The sequence below is a fragment of the Streptomyces sp. NPDC047315 genome (assembly GCF_040643215.1).
GTDB lineage: Bacteria > Actinomycetota > Actinomycetes > Streptomycetales > Streptomycetaceae > Streptomyces.
Genome location: NZ_JBEYTZ010000042.1, coordinates 17457 through 34423, shown reverse-complemented (window position 1 = coordinate 34423; position 16967 = coordinate 17457). Strand labels below are relative to the sequence as shown.

Annotated in this window: 14 protein-coding genes; 4 read left to right on the top strand and 10 right to left on the bottom strand. The window is 72.0% G+C overall.

The window, feature by feature from the left end; translation table 11 throughout:
• Window positions 1–156: 156 nt before the first annotated feature.
• Both ABZ842_RS33970 and ABZ842_RS33965 read right to left on the bottom strand, forming a co-directional pair.
• Window positions 157–888: a glutamine amidotransferase gene (locus ABZ842_RS33970; protein WP_361545866.1), complete on the bottom strand. Its 732-nt coding sequence runs from the start codon at window positions 886–888 to the stop codon at window positions 157–159.
• Between the two features lie 52 nt (window positions 889–940).
• The gene (locus ABZ842_RS33965; RefSeq protein ID WP_361545864.1) at window positions 941–2179 is read right to left on the bottom strand and encodes a MurT ligase domain-containing protein; all 1239 of its coding nucleotides are present in this window, start codon (window positions 2177–2179) and stop codon (window positions 941–943) included.
• Between the two features lie 113 nt (window positions 2180–2292).
• Between ABZ842_RS33965 and def the strand changes: the two genes are divergently transcribed.
• Window positions 2293–2829 (top strand): peptide deformylase, encoded by a 537-nt coding sequence (gene def, locus ABZ842_RS33960; protein ID WP_361545861.1) that lies wholly within the window; start codon window positions 2293–2295, stop codon window positions 2827–2829.
• 13 nt (window positions 2830–2842) lie between these two features.
• On the opposite strand, the gene ABZ842_RS33955 is transcribed toward def, so the two are convergent.
• Window positions 2843–3535: a TetR family transcriptional regulator gene (locus ABZ842_RS33955; protein WP_361545858.1), complete on the bottom strand. Its 693-nt coding sequence runs from the start codon at window positions 3533–3535 to the stop codon at window positions 2843–2845.
• 167 nt (window positions 3536–3702) lie between these two features.
• Here ABZ842_RS33955 and ABZ842_RS33950 point away from each other — a divergent pair, with 167 nt between their 5' ends.
• Window positions 3703–4941: an acyl-CoA dehydrogenase family protein gene (locus ABZ842_RS33950; RefSeq protein WP_361545855.1), complete on the top strand. Its 1239-nt coding sequence runs from the start codon at window positions 3703–3705 to the stop codon at window positions 4939–4941.
• Window positions 4942–5336: 395 nt separating this feature from the next.
• Here ABZ842_RS33950 and ABZ842_RS33945 read toward each other — a convergent pair whose 3' ends face one another.
• The 3 genes from ABZ842_RS33945 to ABZ842_RS33935 are packed head-to-tail and all read right to left on the bottom strand — an operon-like array spanning window position 5337 to window position 9283.
• Window positions 5337–5828 carry a glutathione peroxidase gene (locus ABZ842_RS33945; protein ID WP_361545852.1) on the bottom strand — a complete coding sequence of 164 codons (492 nt, stop codon included), beginning with the start codon at window positions 5826–5828 and terminating at the stop codon, window positions 5337–5339.
• A 35-nt stretch (window positions 5829–5863) separates the two neighbouring features.
• The gene (locus ABZ842_RS33940) at window positions 5864–6742 is read right to left on the bottom strand and encodes an acyl-CoA thioesterase II (protein WP_361545849.1); all 879 of its coding nucleotides are present in this window, start codon (window positions 6740–6742) and stop codon (window positions 5864–5866) included.
• A 27-nt stretch (window positions 6743–6769) separates the two neighbouring features.
• Window positions 6770–9283 carry a DUF3516 domain-containing protein gene (locus ABZ842_RS33935; protein WP_361545846.1) on the bottom strand — a complete coding sequence of 838 codons (2514 nt, stop codon included), beginning with the start codon at window positions 9281–9283 and terminating at the stop codon, window positions 6770–6772.
• Window positions 9284–9453: 170 nt separating this feature from the next.
• Between ABZ842_RS33935 and ABZ842_RS33930 the strand changes: the two genes are divergently transcribed.
• Together ABZ842_RS33930 and ABZ842_RS33925 are read left to right on the top strand one after the other, a co-directional pair.
• Window positions 9454–10245, top strand: coding sequence for a metal-dependent hydrolase (locus ABZ842_RS33930; RefSeq protein ID WP_361545843.1), 792 nt, complete (start codon window positions 9454–9456; stop codon window positions 10243–10245).
• Window positions 10246–10417: 172 nt separating this feature from the next.
• On the top strand, window positions 10418–10675 hold the full coding sequence (locus tag ABZ842_RS33925; RefSeq protein ID WP_361545840.1) for a hypothetical protein: 258 nt from the start codon (window positions 10418–10420) through the stop codon (window positions 10673–10675).
• Window positions 10676–10801: 126 nt separating this feature from the next.
• Here the strand turns inward: ABZ842_RS33925 and ABZ842_RS33920 are convergent, their stop codons facing one another.
• From ABZ842_RS33920 to ABZ842_RS33905, 4 genes are all read right to left on the bottom strand, one after another.
• Window positions 10802–12583: an ABC transporter ATP-binding protein gene (locus tag ABZ842_RS33920; protein WP_361545837.1), complete on the bottom strand. Its 1782-nt coding sequence runs from the start codon at window positions 12581–12583 to the stop codon at window positions 10802–10804.
• An 82-nt stretch (window positions 12584–12665) separates the two neighbouring features.
• Window positions 12666–14507, bottom strand: coding sequence for an ABC transporter ATP-binding protein (locus ABZ842_RS33915; RefSeq protein ID WP_361545834.1), 1842 nt, complete (start codon window positions 14505–14507; stop codon window positions 12666–12668).
• Window positions 14508–14725: 218 nt separating this feature from the next.
• A complete protein-coding gene (locus ABZ842_RS33910; RefSeq protein ID WP_361545831.1) occupies window positions 14726–16171 on the bottom strand; it encodes a Gfo/Idh/MocA family oxidoreductase in 1446 nt (481 codons plus the stop codon).
• A gap of 254 nt (window positions 16172–16425) precedes the next feature.
• Entirely contained in the window at window positions 16426–16833 is a 408-nt protein-coding gene (locus ABZ842_RS33905; protein WP_361545828.1) for a hypothetical protein, read from the bottom strand.
• Window positions 16834–16967: the final 134 nt, after the last annotated feature.

Below are 16967 nucleotides of genomic sequence, written 5' to 3'. Positions count from 1 at the left end.
TGGGGGACCCCCGGCACCCCTGTTTCGCTGACCTTGTCGGTCACCTGCAGGGCAGGGAGGTGAGGGGCGCGGGGAACTGCGCGACAAGCTCACCACCGGGCCGCAGGGACCAACGCTCCCGCAGGGAAACGGCGGCCGGGGCCAGACGCAGAGGAACTACGCCGGCTGCTGGGTCGCCGTGGTGATCCGCTCGTTGCGCAGTGCCTCGTACCAGCGGTCGTCCACCGACGGCAGCGCGTTCACGTCCAGCGCCAGCTTCAGCAGCAGGTCCGCGATCTGCGGGTTGCGGGCCATCACGGGGCCGTGCATGTACGTGCCGAAGACGGTCTCGTTGTACGCGCCCTCCGTGCCGTCGCCCGTGCCGTTGCCCCGGCCGAGGATCGTCCGTGCGAAGGGGCGGGCGGTGGGGCCGAGGTGGGTGACGCCCTGGTGGTTCTCGAACCCGGTGAGCTGCGGCAGCCCGAGGCGGGGGTCGATGTCCGCGAGGACGTCGCCCACGCAGCGCTCGCCCTCGCCGCGGGTGGAGACCACGTCGATCAGACCGAGGCCCGGCTCCCGCTGTCCGAGGTCGTTGATGAACTCGTGGCCGAGGATCTGGTACCCGGCGCAGACCGAGAAGATGATGGCGCCGTTCTCCGCGGCCCGGTTGAGGCCGCCGTCGCGGCGCAGCCGCTCGGAGGCCAGCCGCTGGGGGCGGTCCTCGCCGCCGCCGATCAGGTAGATGTCGCCGGACGTCGGGATCGGCTGGTCGCTGCGGACGTCGATGCGCATCACGTCCAACCCGCGCTGGCGGGCCCGGCGCTCCACGACCAGCGCGTTGCCCTGGTCGCCGTAGGTGGACAGCAGGTCCGGGTAGACCCAGACCAGCCGCAGGCTGCTGTCGGCCATGCTCGAAAAGCCTTTCTCAGTCGTCGCAGTGCTGCCTTGGGAGGGGTCCGGATCAGTTGCCGACGCGGCGGCGGACGTCCTGGAAGGCGGTGTAGTTCCCGATCAGCTCGATCCGTCCGGGCGGCGCCATCGCGACCGCCTGGTCGACGGTGTCGCAGACCCGGAAGTCCTGGCCCGCGACCTCCAGCCGCACCGCGAGGTCGAGCCGGCGGTCACCGATGACCATGATCGGGTGGCCGGTGAGCCGGGTGTAGTCGACGTCCCAGAGCCAGGAGGTGTCGGTGCCGTCGGCGCCGCGGGCGTTCACCGCGAGGATCACCGGGGTCGGCGGCGGGTCGATCAGGGAGAACGTCTCCAGCCAGCCGGCCGGGTTCTTCGCGAGCAGCAGCCGCAGCTCGCGGTTCTCGAAGTGCACCACGTCGTAGCGGCCGGCGACGGCCTGGACCTGGTACATCCGCTCCAGCGCGACCTGCGGCGGCACGCCGAAGCAGGCGGCGACGGCGGCGGAGGTGGCGGCGTTCGCCTTGTTGGCGCGGCCGGGCAGCTGGAGGTGGATCGGCCAGGCGGAGCCGTGCGGGTCGAGGACGTGGTCACCGCTGAGGACCCAGCTCGGCGCGGGCCGGCGGAAGCCGCACTCGCCGCAGAACCAGTCGTCGCCGGGGCGCTGCATCACACCGCCGCAGGACGGGCAGGACCAGGCGTCGTCCTTCCACTCCTGGCCCGCGGCGACCCAGACGACGTGCGGGGAGGAGGAGGCGGCCCACACCACCAGCGGGTCGTCGGCGTTGGCGATCACGGTGGCCTTGGTGCCCGCCAGGCCCTCGCGCCACTTCTCCGCGAGCATCCGGGTCTCCGCCGCGCGGTCCAACTGGTCGCGCGAGAGGTTCAGCAGGGCAACCGCCTTCGGGGTGACGTCGCGCGCCACGCCCGACAGGTACTTCTCGTCCACCTCGATCACGCCGAACTTGGCGTCGGAGCCGCCCGCGAGCGCGGAGGTGATGCCGGCGGGCATGTTGGCGCCGAGAGCGTTGGAGACGACCGGGCCCGCAGCCCGCAGGGCCTCGGCGATCAGTCGGGTGGTGGTGGTCTTCCCGTTCGTGGCCGACACGAGGACGACGTCCAGGTGCTGCGCCAGCCGCCCGAGCAGGTCGGGGTCGAGTTTGAGCGCCACCCGGCCGCCGATCACCGAACCGCTACCGCGTCCCGCCGCGCGTGACACCGCCGCCGCTGCCTTGCCCGCTGTCACGGCGAGCTTGGCGCGAGGCGTCAGTGGCTCCGAGTTGCTGGACATCGTCCTTGATCCTCCTTGCATCGGTCGCCCCCAGCCTATCCAGGTCCGGGCCGGCACCTGTACCGCGGCACCGCGGCGGACGTGCACTCCGACCGGAACGTACGCTTGCGCGCATGCGAAACCGGCCGATCCCCGGCAGTTCCGGACGCGTACGGCCCCTGAGCCTGCTCGGCGATCCGGTCCTGCACGCCCCCTGCGAGCCCGTCACCGACTTCGGCCCCGAGTTGCACGGGCTCGTGGAGGACCTGTTCGCCACGATGTACGCGGCGCACGGGGTGGGGTTGGCGGCCAATCAGGTGGGTGTGGGGCTGCGGGTGTTCGTGTACGACTGTCCGGACGACGATGACGTGCGCCACCTCGGGCACCTGGTGAACCCCCGGTTGGTGGCGGCCGACGGGGTGGAGGTGCGCGGCCCCGAGGGCTGTCTGTCCCTGCCGGGCCTGGAGGCGGGGACGGAGCGGTACGACCGGGCCGTCGTCGAGGGCACGACGGCGTCGGGCGAGCCCGTCCGGGTCACCGGCACCGGCTTCTTCGCCCGCTGCCTGCAGCACGAGACGGACCACCTCGACGGGGTCGTGTACGCCGACCGCCTCACGGGCTGGCGCCACCGCCGGCTGCTGCGGGCGGCGACGCGGGCGGCCTGGTCGTAGCGTCACGGAGCGGTCAGAAGCCGGGGCCGCCCGCGCGGTCGGAGGCGGCGGCGAGTCTGCCCCACAGCAGGTCCGCGAGGCCGGTGACCAACTCGGCGCGGGAGCAGGGGCGCTCGCCGAGCCACCAGTCACCGGCGGCGTGCATCATGCCGACGATGCCGTGGCCCCAGACGCGGGCCAGCCGCTCGGAGTCCGGGCCGAGGTCCACGCGGTCGTGGATGACCTGGGCCAACTCCTCGCCGAGCCGCCGCAGCAGCGGCGCGGAGTGCCGACCGACGTCGAAGCGTGCCTCGGCGCCCGGTGCGTGCTCGGCGCCGGCGCTGCTGAGGGGGTGCGGGGCGTCCGCGGGGTCGTCGGCCGGGTGCATCAGGAAGCGGTACACCTGGGGGCGGGATTCGATCGCGGCCAGATAGGTGTCCAACGTCGCCTCCACCCGCTCGCGCCGGTCCGCCGGCGCGTCGAGCGCCGCGCGCAGGGAGGCCAGCAGCGCGTCCGTGTGCCGCTTGGCCAGTGCCCGGTAGAGGCCGCCCTTGTCGCCGAAGTGCCGGTAGAGGATCGGCTTGGTGATGCCGGCCTCCGCGGCGATCGCGTTCATGGACGCGCCGGGGCCGTCCCGGAGCACCACCCGGTCCGCCGCCTCCAGCAGCTCGCGCCGGCGCCGTTCGGCCGACCGGTCCTGCTCCGTCGACTGCTGTGTGGTCTCCATCGTCGATCTCCCCGCCCGAGCCAATTGCGTCACGCTTTGCGCAAACTAACACCCCCGCACGCCCGCGGTGTTCGCGACCGGGACCGGTTGACATGCTCTACTACCCGGTAACAGACTGCGGTTACCGCAAGTAACGTGCGGCAGGCGTTCGCATTCCTGGAGGGGACATGGCCGAGTTCGCATTTGAGCTCAACGACGAACAGAAGCAGGTTCGCGACTGGCTGAACGGCTTCGCCTCGGACGTGATCCGCCCGGCCGCCGCCGAGTGGGACGAGCGTGAGGAGACCCCCTGGCCGGTGATCCAGGAGGCGGCCAAGGTCGGCATCTACTCGCTGGACTTCTACGCCCAGCAGTTCTTCGACCCCACCGGGCTCGGCATCCCGCTGGCCATGGAGGAGCTGTTCTGGGGCGACGCCGGCATCGCCCTGTCCATCGTCGGCACCGGGCTCGCCGCGGTCGGCGTCCTCGCCAACGGCACCGAGGAGCAGATCGGCACCTGGATCCCCCAGATGTACGGCGACGTCGACGACGTCAAGCTGGCCGCGTTCTGCTCCTCCGAGCCCGACGCAGGCTCCGACGTCGGGGCGATGCGCACCCGCGCCGTGTACGACGGTGCCACCGACGAGTGGGTGCTCGACGGCACCAAGACCTGGGCCACCAACGGCGGCATCGCCAATGTCCACGTCGTCGTGGCGGTCGTCGACCCGGAACTCGGCACCAAGGGCCACGCCTCCTTCATCGTCCCCCCGAACACCCCCGGCCTCACCCAGGGCCAGAAGTTCAAGAAGCACGGCATCCGCGCCTCCCACACCGCGGAGGTGGTCCTCGACGGCGTACGGGTCCCCGGCCACTGCCTGCTGGGCGGAAAGGAGAAGCTGGACGAGCGGCTCGCCCGCGCCCGGGAGCGGGCGAAGGACGCGGGGGCGGGCGAGGGCGAGCGGGTGAAGAACGCGGCGATGGCGACGTTCGAGGCGTCCCGGCCGGCCGTCGGCGCGATGGCGGTCGGCACCGCCCGCGCCGCGTACGAAGTCGCCCTCGACTACGCGAAGACCCGAACCCAGTTCGGCCGCCCCGTCATCGACAACCAGGGCGTCGCCTTCCAACTGGCGGACATGCGCACCCAGATCGACGCGGCGCGGCTGCTGGTGTGGCGGGCGTCGTGGATGGCGGCGACGGGCAAGCCGTTCACGGCGGCGGAGGGCTCGATGTCGAAGCTGTACGCGAGCGAGGTCGCGAAGCGGGTCACGGCGCAGGCGGTGCAGATCCTGGGCGGCAACGGGTTCACCCGGGAGTACCCTGTGGAGCGTATGCACCGCGATGCGGCGATCTACACGATCTTCGAGGGCACGAGCGAAATCCAACGCCTGGTCATCGCCCGCGCCCTCTCCGGCGTTCCCATCCGCTAGGTCGTGTCTGACAAATAGCGTCGTCCGCCCCTGAGGGCGGGTGCCGCGGCCCAGACGGGATTTGTCGGACACGGCCTAGCTCTTTGCGGGGGCACCCCGCGCCCCTGGACACCCTCGCCGTTCCCTCGCGGGAGCGTTGGTCTCTGCCGCCCGGTGGTGCTTGTTCGCGCAGTTCCCCGCGCCCCTAAAAGACCTCCGCCTCCGGCCCGCAGAGGAGGTGACGGGGCAGCGAAACAGGGGCGCTGGGGTCCCCCCATGCCCTCTGGGCATGGGGGGCGGAACTGCGCGAAAAGCCACAGTGGACCCGCGGAGACCAACGCTCCCGCAGGGAAACGGCGCGAAGGCCAGGCTCCGCACCGCGCAGCGGAGGCGCGGGCGCCCGCGGACGGGGAAGGCTACTCGGGGAGGCGGGAGGTGATCGCCGCGAGGACCTCGGGGGACTCCGGCTCCGTACGGGGGCGGAAGCGGGCGACCACCGCACCCTCCCCGTCCAGGAGGAACTTCTCGAAGTTCCACTGGACGTCACCCGCCTCGCCCTGCTCATCCCGCACCTGCGTGAGCTCCGCGTACAGCGGATGCCGCCCCGCCCCGTTCACCTCCGCCTTCGCCAGCATGGGGAAGCTGACCCCGTACGTCGCCGAGCAGAACGTGCCGATCTCCTCCGCGCTGCCCGGCTCCTGCCCGCCGAACTGGTTGCACGGCACGCCGACGACGGTGAAGCCCCGGTCGCCGTACTGCTTCTGCAGCCGTTCCAGCCCCGCGTACTGCGGCGTCAGACCGCACTGCGAGGCCACGTTCACCACCAGGACGAGCGAACCCCGGTACGCGCCCAGGGACGTGGGCTCACCGGTCAGCGTCTGGAGCGCAATGTCGTGCAACGTGGTCATGCTTCGTCTCCTCAGGTCTTCGGGTGCTGGACCGCTCAGCGGTCCAGCGGGCGGAACAGCCCCTCCTGCACCACCGACACGAGCAGTTCGCCCGCCCGGTTGTAGATGCGGCCACGGGCCAGCCCCCGGCCGCCCGTCGCGATCGGGGACTCCTGGTCGTACAGGAACCACTCGTCCGCCCGGAAGGGGCGGTGGAACCACATGGCGTGATCCAGCGAAGCCATGTCGAAGCCCCGAGCGCCCCACAGCGGCTCGATCGGGATGCGCACCGCGTCCAGCAGCGTCATGTCGCTGGCGTACGTCAGCGCACAGGTGTGCACCAGGGGGTCGTCCCCCAGCGGCCCCACCGCGCGCATCCACACCGCGCTGCGCGGATCGGACTCCTTCTGCTCGACCTCCGCCGGGCTCCAGCGCAGCCGCTCGGTGTAGCGGATGTCGAACGGCTGACGGCGGGCCATCCGCTCCAGCGCCTCGGGCAGCGTGCCCAGGTGGGCCCGGATCTCGTCCGGCAGCCGCGGCAGGGTCTCCGGGTCGGGGAAGTCCAGCCGGGGCGGCAGCTGGTGCTCGATGCTGCCCTCCTCGGGCCGGTGGAAGGAGGCCGTCAGATTGAAGATCGTCCGACCCTCCTGCACCGCGGTGACCCGGCGGGTGGTGAACGACCTGCCGTCGCGGACCCGTTCGACCTGGTACACGATCGGCACCCCGGGCCGGCCGGGGCGCAGGAAGTAGGCGTGCAGGGAGTGCACCGGGCGCTCCCCGTCCGTGGTGCGGCCCGCCGCCACCAGCGCCTGCCCCGCGACCTGACCGCCGAAGACCCGTTGCAGGGACTCGTTCGGACTCAGCCCGCGGAAGATGTTCACCTCGATCCGCTCCAGGTCGAGCAGGTCGACCAGGCGTTCCGCCGGGTTCGTCATCGCACCTCTCCCATCGCCGTCAGCCCCTCACAGCTGGCCGACGGACGTGACGCGCACGACCGCCCGGCCCTCTTCGTCGGACGCGGCGAGGTCCACCTCCGCACTGATGCCCCAGTCGTGGTCGCCGTTCGGGTCGGCGAAGACCTGCCGCACCCGCCACAGGCCGTGCGGCTCGTCCTCCTCGATGAGCAGCAGCTTGGGGCCGCGGGCGTCGGGCCCGGTGCCCAGCTCCTCGTACTCGTCCCAGTACGCGTCCATCGCCTCCCCCCAGGCGTCCGCGTCCCAGCCCGAGTCGGCGTCCAACTCGCCCAGGTCGCCCACCTTGTCCAGGGCCGCCAGCTCCACCCGTCGGAACATGGCGTTGCGCACCAGCACCCGAAACGCCCGGGCGTTCGCGGTGACCGGCCGGACCTGGTCGGCCTTCTCCTGGGCCTCCTCGGCGGTCTCCACCTCCGGATTGGCCAGCTGCTCCCACTCGTCGAGGAGGCTGGAGTCCACCTGGCGCACCATCTCGCCGAGCCAGGCGATCAGGTCCTGGAGGTCCTCGGACTTCAGGTCGTCCGGGATGGTGTGCTCCAGCGCCTTGTAGGCGCCGGCCAGATAGCGCAGCACGATGCCCTCGGTCCGCGCCAGCTCGTAGAACGAGGTGAACTCGGTGAAGGACAGCGCCCGCTCGTACATGTCACGGATGACGGACTTGGGGGAGACGGGGTGGTCACCGACCCACGGGTGGCTCTTGCGGTACACGTTGTACGCGTGCCACAGCAGCTCTTCCAGGGGCTTGGGGTACGTCACCTCCTGGAGCCGCTCCATCCGCTCCTCGTACTCGACGCCGTCCGCCTTCATCGCGGCCACCGCCTCGCCGCGCGCCTTGTTCTGCTGGGCGGCGAGGATCTGCCGCGGGTCGTCCAGGGTGGACTCCACGACCGAGACCATGTCGAGCGCGTACGACGGCGACGCCGGGTCCAGCAGCTCGAAGGAGGCCAGTGCGAAGGTGGACAGCGGCTGGTTGAGCGCGAAGTCCTGCTGGAGGTCGACGGTCAGCCGCACGATGCGGCCCTGCGCGTCCGGCTCCGGCAGCCGCTCCACCACCCCGCCGTCCAGCAGCGACCGGTAGATCGCGATGGCGCGGCGGATGTGTCGGAGCTGGTTGCGGCGCGGCTCGTGGTTGTCCTCCAGCAGGTGGCGCATCGCCTCGAAGGCGTTGCCCGGGCGGGCGATCACCGACAGCAGCATGGTGTGCGTGACGTTGAACCGGCTGGTCAGCGGCTCCGGCTCGGAGTCGATCAGCTTCTCGAACGTGGTGTCCGACCAGGCGACGAAGCCCTCCGGGGCCTTCTTGCGGACCACCTTGCGGCGCTTCTTCGGATCGTCGCCGGCCTTCGCGAGGGCCTTCTCGTTCTCGATCACGTGCTCCGGCGCCTGGGCCACGACCAGACCGGAGGTGTCGAAGCCGGCGCGCCCGGCGCGGCCCGCGATCTGGTGGAACTCCCGCGCCCGCAGGGTGCGCACCCGACTGCCGTCGTACTTCGTCAGCGCGGTGAACAGCACCGTGCGGATGGGGACGTTCACCCCCACGCCGAGGGTGTCCGTACCGCAGATCACCTTCAGCAGGCCCGCCTGCGCCAGCTTCTCCACCAGGCGCCGGTACTTCGGCAGCATGCCGGCGTGGTGCACGCCGATGCCGTGGCGGACGTAGCGCGACAGGTTGCGGCCGAACTTGGTGGTGAAGCGGAAGTTCCCGATCAGCGCGGCGATCTGCTCCTTCTCCTCGCGCGAGCACATGTTGATGCTCATCAGCGACTGCGCCCGCTCCACCGCCGCGGCCTGCGTGAAGTGCACGATGTACACCGGCGCCTGCCGGGTCTCCAACAGTTCGGTGAGGGTCTCCGTGATCGGGGTGCGCCGGTACTCGTACGACAGCGGGACGGGGCGGGTCGCCGAGCGGACGACCGCGGTGGGGCGGCCGGTGCGGCGGGTCAGGTCCTGCTCGAAGCGGGAGACGTCGCCGAGGGTCGCCGACATCAGCACGAACTGCGCCTGCGGCAGCTCAAGGAGCGGGATCTGCCACGCCCAGCCGCGGTCCGGCTCCGCGTAGAAGTGGAACTCGTCCATCACGACCTGGCCGATGTCGGCGTTCTTGCCGTCGCGCAGGGCGATGGAGGCCAGCACCTCGGCGGTGCAGCAGATCACCGGGGCGTCCGCGTTCACGGACGCGTCGCCGGTGAGCATGCCGACGTTCTCCGTGCCGAAGATCTTGCACAGGTCGAAGAACTTCTCCGACACCAGCGCCTTGATCGGCGCGGTGTAGAAGGTGACCTCGTCCCGGGCGAGTGCGGTGAAGTGCGCGCCCGCCGCCACCATGGACTTACCCGAGCCGGTGGGCGTGGACAGGATGACGTTGGCGCCCGAGACCACCTCGATCAGCGCTTCCTCCTGCGCCGGGTAGAGCGAGATGCCCCGGCCCTCGGCCCAGGATGAGAAGGACTCGAAGAGGGCATCGGGGTCGGCGTCCGGCGGCATCTGATCGATAAGGGTCACGCCCCCCATCTTGCCTGCCTTCGGGTCGCGCCTTCACCCCGGTTCGGGATCCGCCCGGCGATCGGAAGATCACGAAAGGTACGCTGACGCGTCAACTGGCTTCACCACAACAGCGACAGCCGGACGCGGGCCACCGGGTGCGCGTGCGGCCACGGGGCGGGGATCACACCATGATGGGACCGGCGCACTCACTCTCCGGGGCGGCGGCTTGGCTCGGGGTGGGCGCGGCGACCGCCGCGGCCGGCCACCCCATGCCCTGGCCGGTGCTCGTGGTCGGCGCGCTGATCTGCGCCGGGGCGGCGCTCGCGCCCGACCTCGACCACAAGGCGGCGACGATATCGCGGTCCTTCGGCCCGGTGTCCCGGGCCCTGTGCGAGATCGTCGACAAGCTCTCGTACGCCGTCTACCAGGCCACCAAGAAGCCCGGCGACAAGCGGCGCACCGGCGGCCACCGCACGCTGACCCACACCTGGCTCTGGGCGGTCCTGATCGGCGGCGGCGCCTCCGCGCTGGCCGTGACCGGCGGCCGGTGGGCCGTCCTCGCGATCCTCTTCGTCCACCTGGTGCTCGCGGTCGAGGGGCTGCTGTGGCGGGCGGCGCGGGTCTCCAGCGACGTCCTGGTGTGGCTGCTGGGCGCCACCAGCGCCTGGATCCTCGCCGGCGTCCTCGACAAGCCGGGCAACGGCTCCGACTGGCTGTTCACCGCCCCGGGCCAGGAGTACCTGTGGCTCGGGCTGCCGATCGTCCTCGGCGCGATCGTGCACGACATCGGCGACTCCCTCACCGTCTCCGGCTGCCCGATCCTGTGGCCGATCCCGGTCGGCAGCAAGCGCTGGTACCCCATCGGGCCGCCGAAGGCGCTGCGGTTCCGCGCCGGGAGCTGGGTGGAGATCAAGGTGCTGATGCCGGTCTTCATGCTCCTCGGGGGAGTCGGCGGGGCCGCCGCGCTCAACGTGATCTGACGGCCGCGCGCCGCGCGGCGATGCGGAGCGTTCCGGTCCGGGCACGGGGGCGTCACCGCTTCGCCACGGAGCCCCGCCGGGCGTACACAGGGCTGGTGCGCGCGGGCCCGGGGCCGTACCGTGCCTCCAGCCGCCGCCGCCCGTCGGGCGGCCCGCCCACCCGGGAGTGCCCATGCGCCGTCGCCGCCTCGCCCTGGCCCTCAGCGGCATCGCTGCCTCCGCCTTCCTGATCGGCGGCGCGGGACAGCTCGCCAAGATGGTCGTGCCGGACGGCGCGCCGCGCGCCGCAGCAGGCGAGGTGGCCCCCGTGCTGATCGGCGGCTTCCTCATCGGCGGCGCGGCGCAGTTCGCGACCGAGGACGGCGGGCAGCAGGACGCACAGGACCGGGTGGTCCTCGCCATGAACAAGGCGGAGCTCGTCGGCGCCTGAGCACGCCGCGCCCAGCGCACGCCGGAGCCCCACCAGGCCTGCGCCGCACACGGCACGGCCCCGGCGCCTACCGCTCAGGCGCCGGGGCCGTGCCGTCGTCGTACGTGCATGCGTACGACGGTTCGGTCAGCCGTGCCAGGAGCGCCACAGCGCCGCGTACGCGCCACCGGCCGCCACCAACTCGTCGTGGTGACCCAACTCGCTGATCCGACCGTCCTCCACCACGGCGATCACGTCCGCGTCGTGCGCGGTGTGCAGCCGGTGGGCGATCGCCACGACCGTACGGCCCTCGAGGACCCGGGAGAGCGAGCGCTCCAGATGGCGCGCCGCCCGCGGATCGAGCAGCGAGGTCGCCTCGTCCAGCACCAGCGTGTGCGGATCCGCCAGCACCAGCCGGGCCAGCGCGATCTGCTGCGCCTGCGCCGGGGTCAGCGCGAAACCGCCCGAGCCGACCTCCGAGTCGAGGCCGTCCTCCAGCGCCCTGGCCCAGGCTTCGGCGTCGACTGCGCCGAGCGCCGACCACAGCTCCGGGTCGTCGGCGTCGGTGCGCGCGAGCCGCAGGTTGTCCCGCAGGGTGCCCACGAAGACGTGGTGTTCCTGGTTGACCAGCGCCACGTGCTCGCGGACCCGCTCGGCCGGCATCTGCGACAGCTCCGCGTCGCCGAGCGCCACCCGGCCCGTCCGCGGCCCGTAGATCCCCGCCAGCAGCCGGCCCAGGGTCGACTTGCCGGCGCCCGACGGGCCCACCAGCGCGACCCGGCTGCCCGGCTCCACCGACAGCGTCACGTCGTGCAGCACGTCCACGCCCTCCCGGTAGCCGAACCGCACCTCGTCGGCGCGGACCGCGCGGCCCTCGGGGCGGATGCGGTCGTCGCCGGCGTCCGGCTCGATCTCCCGCACGCCCACCAGCCGCGCCAGCGACACCTGGGCCACCTGGAGTTCGTCGTACCAGCGCAGCACGATCCCCACCGGCTCCACCAGCATCTGCGCCAGCAGCGCGCCCGTGGTCAGCTGGCCGATGTCGAGCCAGCCCTGGAGGACGAAGAAGCCGCCGATCAGCAGCACCGAACCCAGCACCGTGGTGTGCGTCGCGTTGACCGCGGGGAACAGCACCGAGCGCAGGTACATCGTGTACTGCTCCCAGGCGGTCCACTCCTTGATCCGCCGGTCCGACTGGGTCACCCGGCGGCGGCCGAGGCGGTGCGCCTCCACCGTGCGGCCCGCGTCGACGGTCTCCGCGAGGGAGGCGGCGACCGCCGCGTACCCCGCGGCCTCGGCCCGGTAGGCGGCCGGCGCCCGGCGGAAGTACCAGCGACAGGCGACGATCAGCAGCGGCGCGGCGACGACGACCGCGAGCGCCAGCGGCGGCGCGGTGACCGTGAGGCCCACCAGCAGCAGCCCGGCCCACACCACGCCGATGGCGAGCTGCGGCACCGCCTCCCGCATCGCGTTCGCGAGCCGGTCGATGTCGGTGGTGATGCGGGAGAGCAGGTCACCGGTGCCGGCGCGCTCCAACACGCCCGGGGGCAGCCGCACCGACCGCACGAGGAAGTCCTCGCGCAGATCGGCCAGCATCTCCTCGCCGAGCATCACCCCGCGCAGCGCCACGGTGCGCACGAACAGCGCCTGGAGCAGCAGCGCGATCGCGAACACCGCGACCGTGCGCTCCAGGTGGAGTTCGCGGGCTCCGTCGTCGAGCCGGTCCACGACGGAGCCCAGGAGATAGGGACCCACCATGGAGGCGATCACCGCGACCGCCTGCACCGTGATCAACACGGCGAAGGCGCGCCGGTGCCGCTGTAGCAGCATGCGCACATAGGCCCGTACGGTCGCGCTGCTGCCGACCGGCAGCGTCGTCGCCGACTCGGGGGCCGCCGGATCGTACGCCGGCGGCTTCACCCGGAACATCGTCGCTCCTCCAAAGATCGCGTGCTTGGTGTGGTGGGGAACAGGGGGTGTGGGGGAGGTGGGGGAGGGGACGACGTCGGGCTCAGGCGGGTCCCGCGGCGGCCGGTCGTTCCGTCAGCTTCCGCTCGACCTCGTCGCTGGTCTCCCGGGCGACGACGGCCCGGTAGCGCGGCTCGCTGCGCATCAGTTCGCGGTGGGTGCCCACGGCGGCCACGTCGTCGCCGTCCACCAGGACGACGCGGTCCGCCAGGTCCAGCAGCAGCGGCGACGAGGCGAAGACCACCGTCGTGCGGCCCTCGCGCAGCCGCTTCACACCGGCCGCGATCCGCGCCTCCGTGTGCGAGTCGACGGCCGACGTCGGCTCGTCGAGCACCAGCACCTCGGGGTCGGTCACCAGCGAACGCGCCAGGGCCAGGCGCTGGCGCTGCCCGCCGGAGAGGGAGCGACCCCGCTCGGTGATCGGGGTCTCCATCGGGTCGCCCCCGCCGGCCGTGCCGGCGGACGCCTGCGCCAGCGCGTTGAGGACGTCGGCGCACTGCGCGGCCTCCAGCGCGTCCGCAGCGGAGACCTGACCGGAGGCGGGGACCTCCAGCAGCTCACGCAGGGTGCCGGAGAGCAGCACCGGGTCCTTGTCCTGGACCAGGACGGCGGTGCGCGCCTCCTCCAGCGGCAGCCCGTCCAGCGGGACGCCGCCGAGCAGGACGGACGCCGGAGCCCGCACGGCGGGAGCGTCCTCGTCGGACGAGGGCGCCTCCTCGGAGACCGGGTGGCCGCCGAGCCGGTCCGCGAGCGCTCCGGCCGCGTCCGGGTCGCCGCAGACGACCGCCGTCAGCAGTCCCTTGGGGGCGACCAGGCCCGTGTGGGGGTCGTGCAGGTCACCGGTGGGCAGGTCCCGGTCCGCCCCGGCGGGAGCCGCGTCGGTGGTGTGCGTACGGCTCAGGGCCAGCACCCGGGCGGCCCGCTTCGCCGACGGTTTCGAGTAGGAGTACGCCAGGGCGATCTCCTCGATGTTGCGCAGCGGGTGCATGGTCAGCAGGACCGCGCTGTACACCGTGACCAGCTCGCCGACGGCGATCTTCCCGTCGAGGGCGAGCTTGGCGCCGTACGCCACGACCGTCAGCATCAGCGCACCCGGCAGCAGCACCTGGACCATGGAGATCACGGACCACATGCGCGCGGTGCGCACCGCGGCCCGGCGCACCTCCTGGGAGGCCCTGCGGTAGCGGCCGAGGAAGAGCTCCTCACCGCCGATGCCGCGCAGTACGCGCAGCCCGGCGACAGTGTCGGAGGCCAGCTCGGTGGCGTAGCCGGCCTTCTCGCGCTGGAGGTCGGCGCGCCGGCTGGCGTGCGGCAGCAGCGGCAGCACGGCCAGCGCGAGCACCGGATAGCCGATGGCGACGACGACGCCCAGCGCGGGCTGGTAGGCCAACAGCCCGGCGGTGACCACGACCAGCGTCGTCGCGGCGGCGGCGAACCGGGAGAACGCCTCCACGAACCAGCCGATCTTCTCCACGTCACCGGTGGAGACCGCGACCACTTCGCCGGCCGCGACGCGGCGGGTCAGCACCGAGCCCAGCTCCGCGGTCTTGCGGGCCAGCAGCTGCTGCACCCGCGCCGCGGCGGTGATCCAGTTGGTGACCGCGGAGCGGTGCAGCATGGTGTCGCCGAGGGCGATGCCGACGCCGAGCAGGGCGATCAGCCCGCCGGCGTACAGCAGCTTCGTGCCGTCCCCGTCGACCACCGCCTGCACGGCGAAGCCCGTCCCGACGGAGAGCGCGGCGATGCAGAGCTGGTTCAGCAGACCCCAGCCCAGCGCTTTGGCCTGGCCGTCCAGCTGGTTCCTGAAGAGCCAGACCATGAAGCGCGTACCGGACCGTATGTCGGGATCGCCGGGATCTTTGTACGGAAGGTCTTGGATCTGCATGGCGTCCCAGCACGAATCGAAAGTTGGCGCAAACCGTGACAGGTTCGCTCCCCGCGGCCCCATTGCGCAATCGGTTTTCGGGCGGCCTGCGGACCTTTTGTATGACCAATTGCAGTCGGCCAGGTCAGAGCGGGCGTCAAGGGTGCGTCAGGGCCCGTCGGAACGGGTCGGACGGCCCGCGACCGGCGCGGTGCGGGCCGTCATCGGTGGCTGTTCCCTCACTCCACGGGTTTGGCCGAATCCATTCCCGATCGGGCCTTGCGCCACTCGCCCCGGGTGAAGTCGGGGATCTCCTGGGGAGCGCCCTGCGCCCTGATTGACGCATGGCTGAGCGGAACGGGCGCCGTCCAGGTCGCCGCGTCGTACACGTCGAAGTCAGGCACGAGACCGAGCCGCATGCACTGCATCAACCGGAACACCATCAGGTAGTCCATCCCGCCGTGCCCGCCGGGCGGGTTCGCATGCTCCTTCCACAGCCAGTGGTCCCAGTCGGCGTACCGGCCGAAATCCCCCCATTGATGGTTGCTGTGGTCGGGCTCCAGATAGATCCGCGCCGGATAGTCCTCGAAGACGCCCTTGGTGCCGCCGAGGCTGTTGATCCGGCTGTACGGGTGCGGGGTGGACACGTCGTGCTCCAGCCGGATCACCCGCCCCTTCGCGGTGCGGACCATGCTGAAGGTGCGGTCGGCGGAGGTGTACGACTCCTTGAAGCTCGGGTCGCCCGGGGGCATGTTCGCCGCGCGGTACTCGGCGAGGCCGAGCGCCGGGGTGCCGAAGCTGACGATGCTCACCGCACGGTCGCCGCGGTTGACGTCCAGGTAGTTGGCGACCGGGCCGAAGGCGTGGTTCGGATAGAGGTCGCCGCGCAGCCGGGTGTGCCACTTCCGCCGCCAGGGGCCCTCGTAGTAGTCCGGGTCGAACAGCAGGTCGCGCAGGTCGTGGTTGTACGCGCCGGCGGTGTGCAGCAGCTCGCCGAACAGGCCCGCGTGCGCCATCCGCAGCACTCTGAGCTCGTTCCTGCCGTAACAGCAGTTCTCCAGCTGCATGCAGTGGCGCCGGGTGCGTTCGGACAGGTCGACGAGCGCCCACAGTTCGTCCAGGCGCATCGCGACGGGACACTCCACGCCGACGTGCTTGCCGCCCAGCATCGCGGCCTTGGCCATCGCGAAGTGGGTCTCCCAGGGCGTGGCCACGTAGACCAGGTCGAGGTCGCCGCGCTCGCAGAGCCGGCGGTAGTCGTCCTCGTCCTTCGCGTAGATCGCGGGGGCGGGCTGGCCGGCGGCCACCACCTTCGCTGCGGCGCGTTCGGCCTTGGCCCGCACCGGCTCGCACAGGGCGACGATCCGTACGCCCTGCTGGGCGAGGAAGACCCCGAGCATGCTGGTGCCCCGGTTGCCGAGGCCGATGATCCCGACCCGTACGGTACTGCGCCGTTCGAAGGGGACGCCCGCCATCGTGGGGCCCTTGCGCGGGGGAGCGGAGTCCTTCGGCGCGCCGGGCACGGCGGTGTCCGCCGCCGAGGCCGGCGCTGCTCCGACGGCGCCGAGCGTGAGCCCGGCCCCGGCGACCCCGGCCGTCGTCCGCAGGACGGAACGCCGGCTGGGGGAGACATCGTTGTCGTCGCCTTCTGAGGCGCCGTGGTTCTGTGTGGCTGCGTCGTTCACCGAGCCTCCTGGGGGAGCTGATGGTGCGCGGCTGATGTTGAACCTCGGTGAGCACGATGGATGGTGGGGTCATTGATGCGCAAGAGGGCGTCTGGTGCGGGTGGGCGCTCGACGGACCATGCGCGGGCACACAAGGGGTGCGTCGTGGGTACGCGTGGATACGTCAGAACCTGCGACGGCGGTCGAAGCGCCCCGCCCCGCCGGGGTGGCGCTTCGACCGCCGTCGACTCGGTGCCGGACGGGCGCTTTTCTGCTCAGTGCCCGGGCAACTCCACCCGGGCCCGCGGCTTCCAGGTGCTGACCAGGCTTGAGACCAACCCGGTCGCGGCCAGCGTCCCCAGCATGATCATGCCGACGCCGATGACGAAGAGCCCGCTCGCGTCGTCCGACCAGTCGTAGTAGGCGGCGACGGTCAGCCCCGCGGTGGTGCCGAGCACCGCCGCCGGCACGTACGCCCGCGCAGCCGCCCAGTACACCGGCGCCAGCAGCGTGAAGACGAGCCCGACCACCTGCCACGCTTCGTACGGGCCGGTCGTGTACCCGTCGGCGTGCTGGTCGCGCTGCTGGTCCCAGCCCAGCCAGGCGGCCCACGCAGCCGCCGCCGCACCGGCGAGCGCCAGGGTCGTCAACAGATGGCGGATGAGGTGCGTTCGTTTGGCCATGCACTCAGTGTCCGAGCGGGCCGGGGCCGGCCGTCAGAGTACGGATACTCATCTTTCCGACGCGTGCGGTACGCCCTTCCGGCCCGTGCCCTGCGCCTTTCGACCCGTGCGGTCACGCCCTTCCGGCCGGTGCC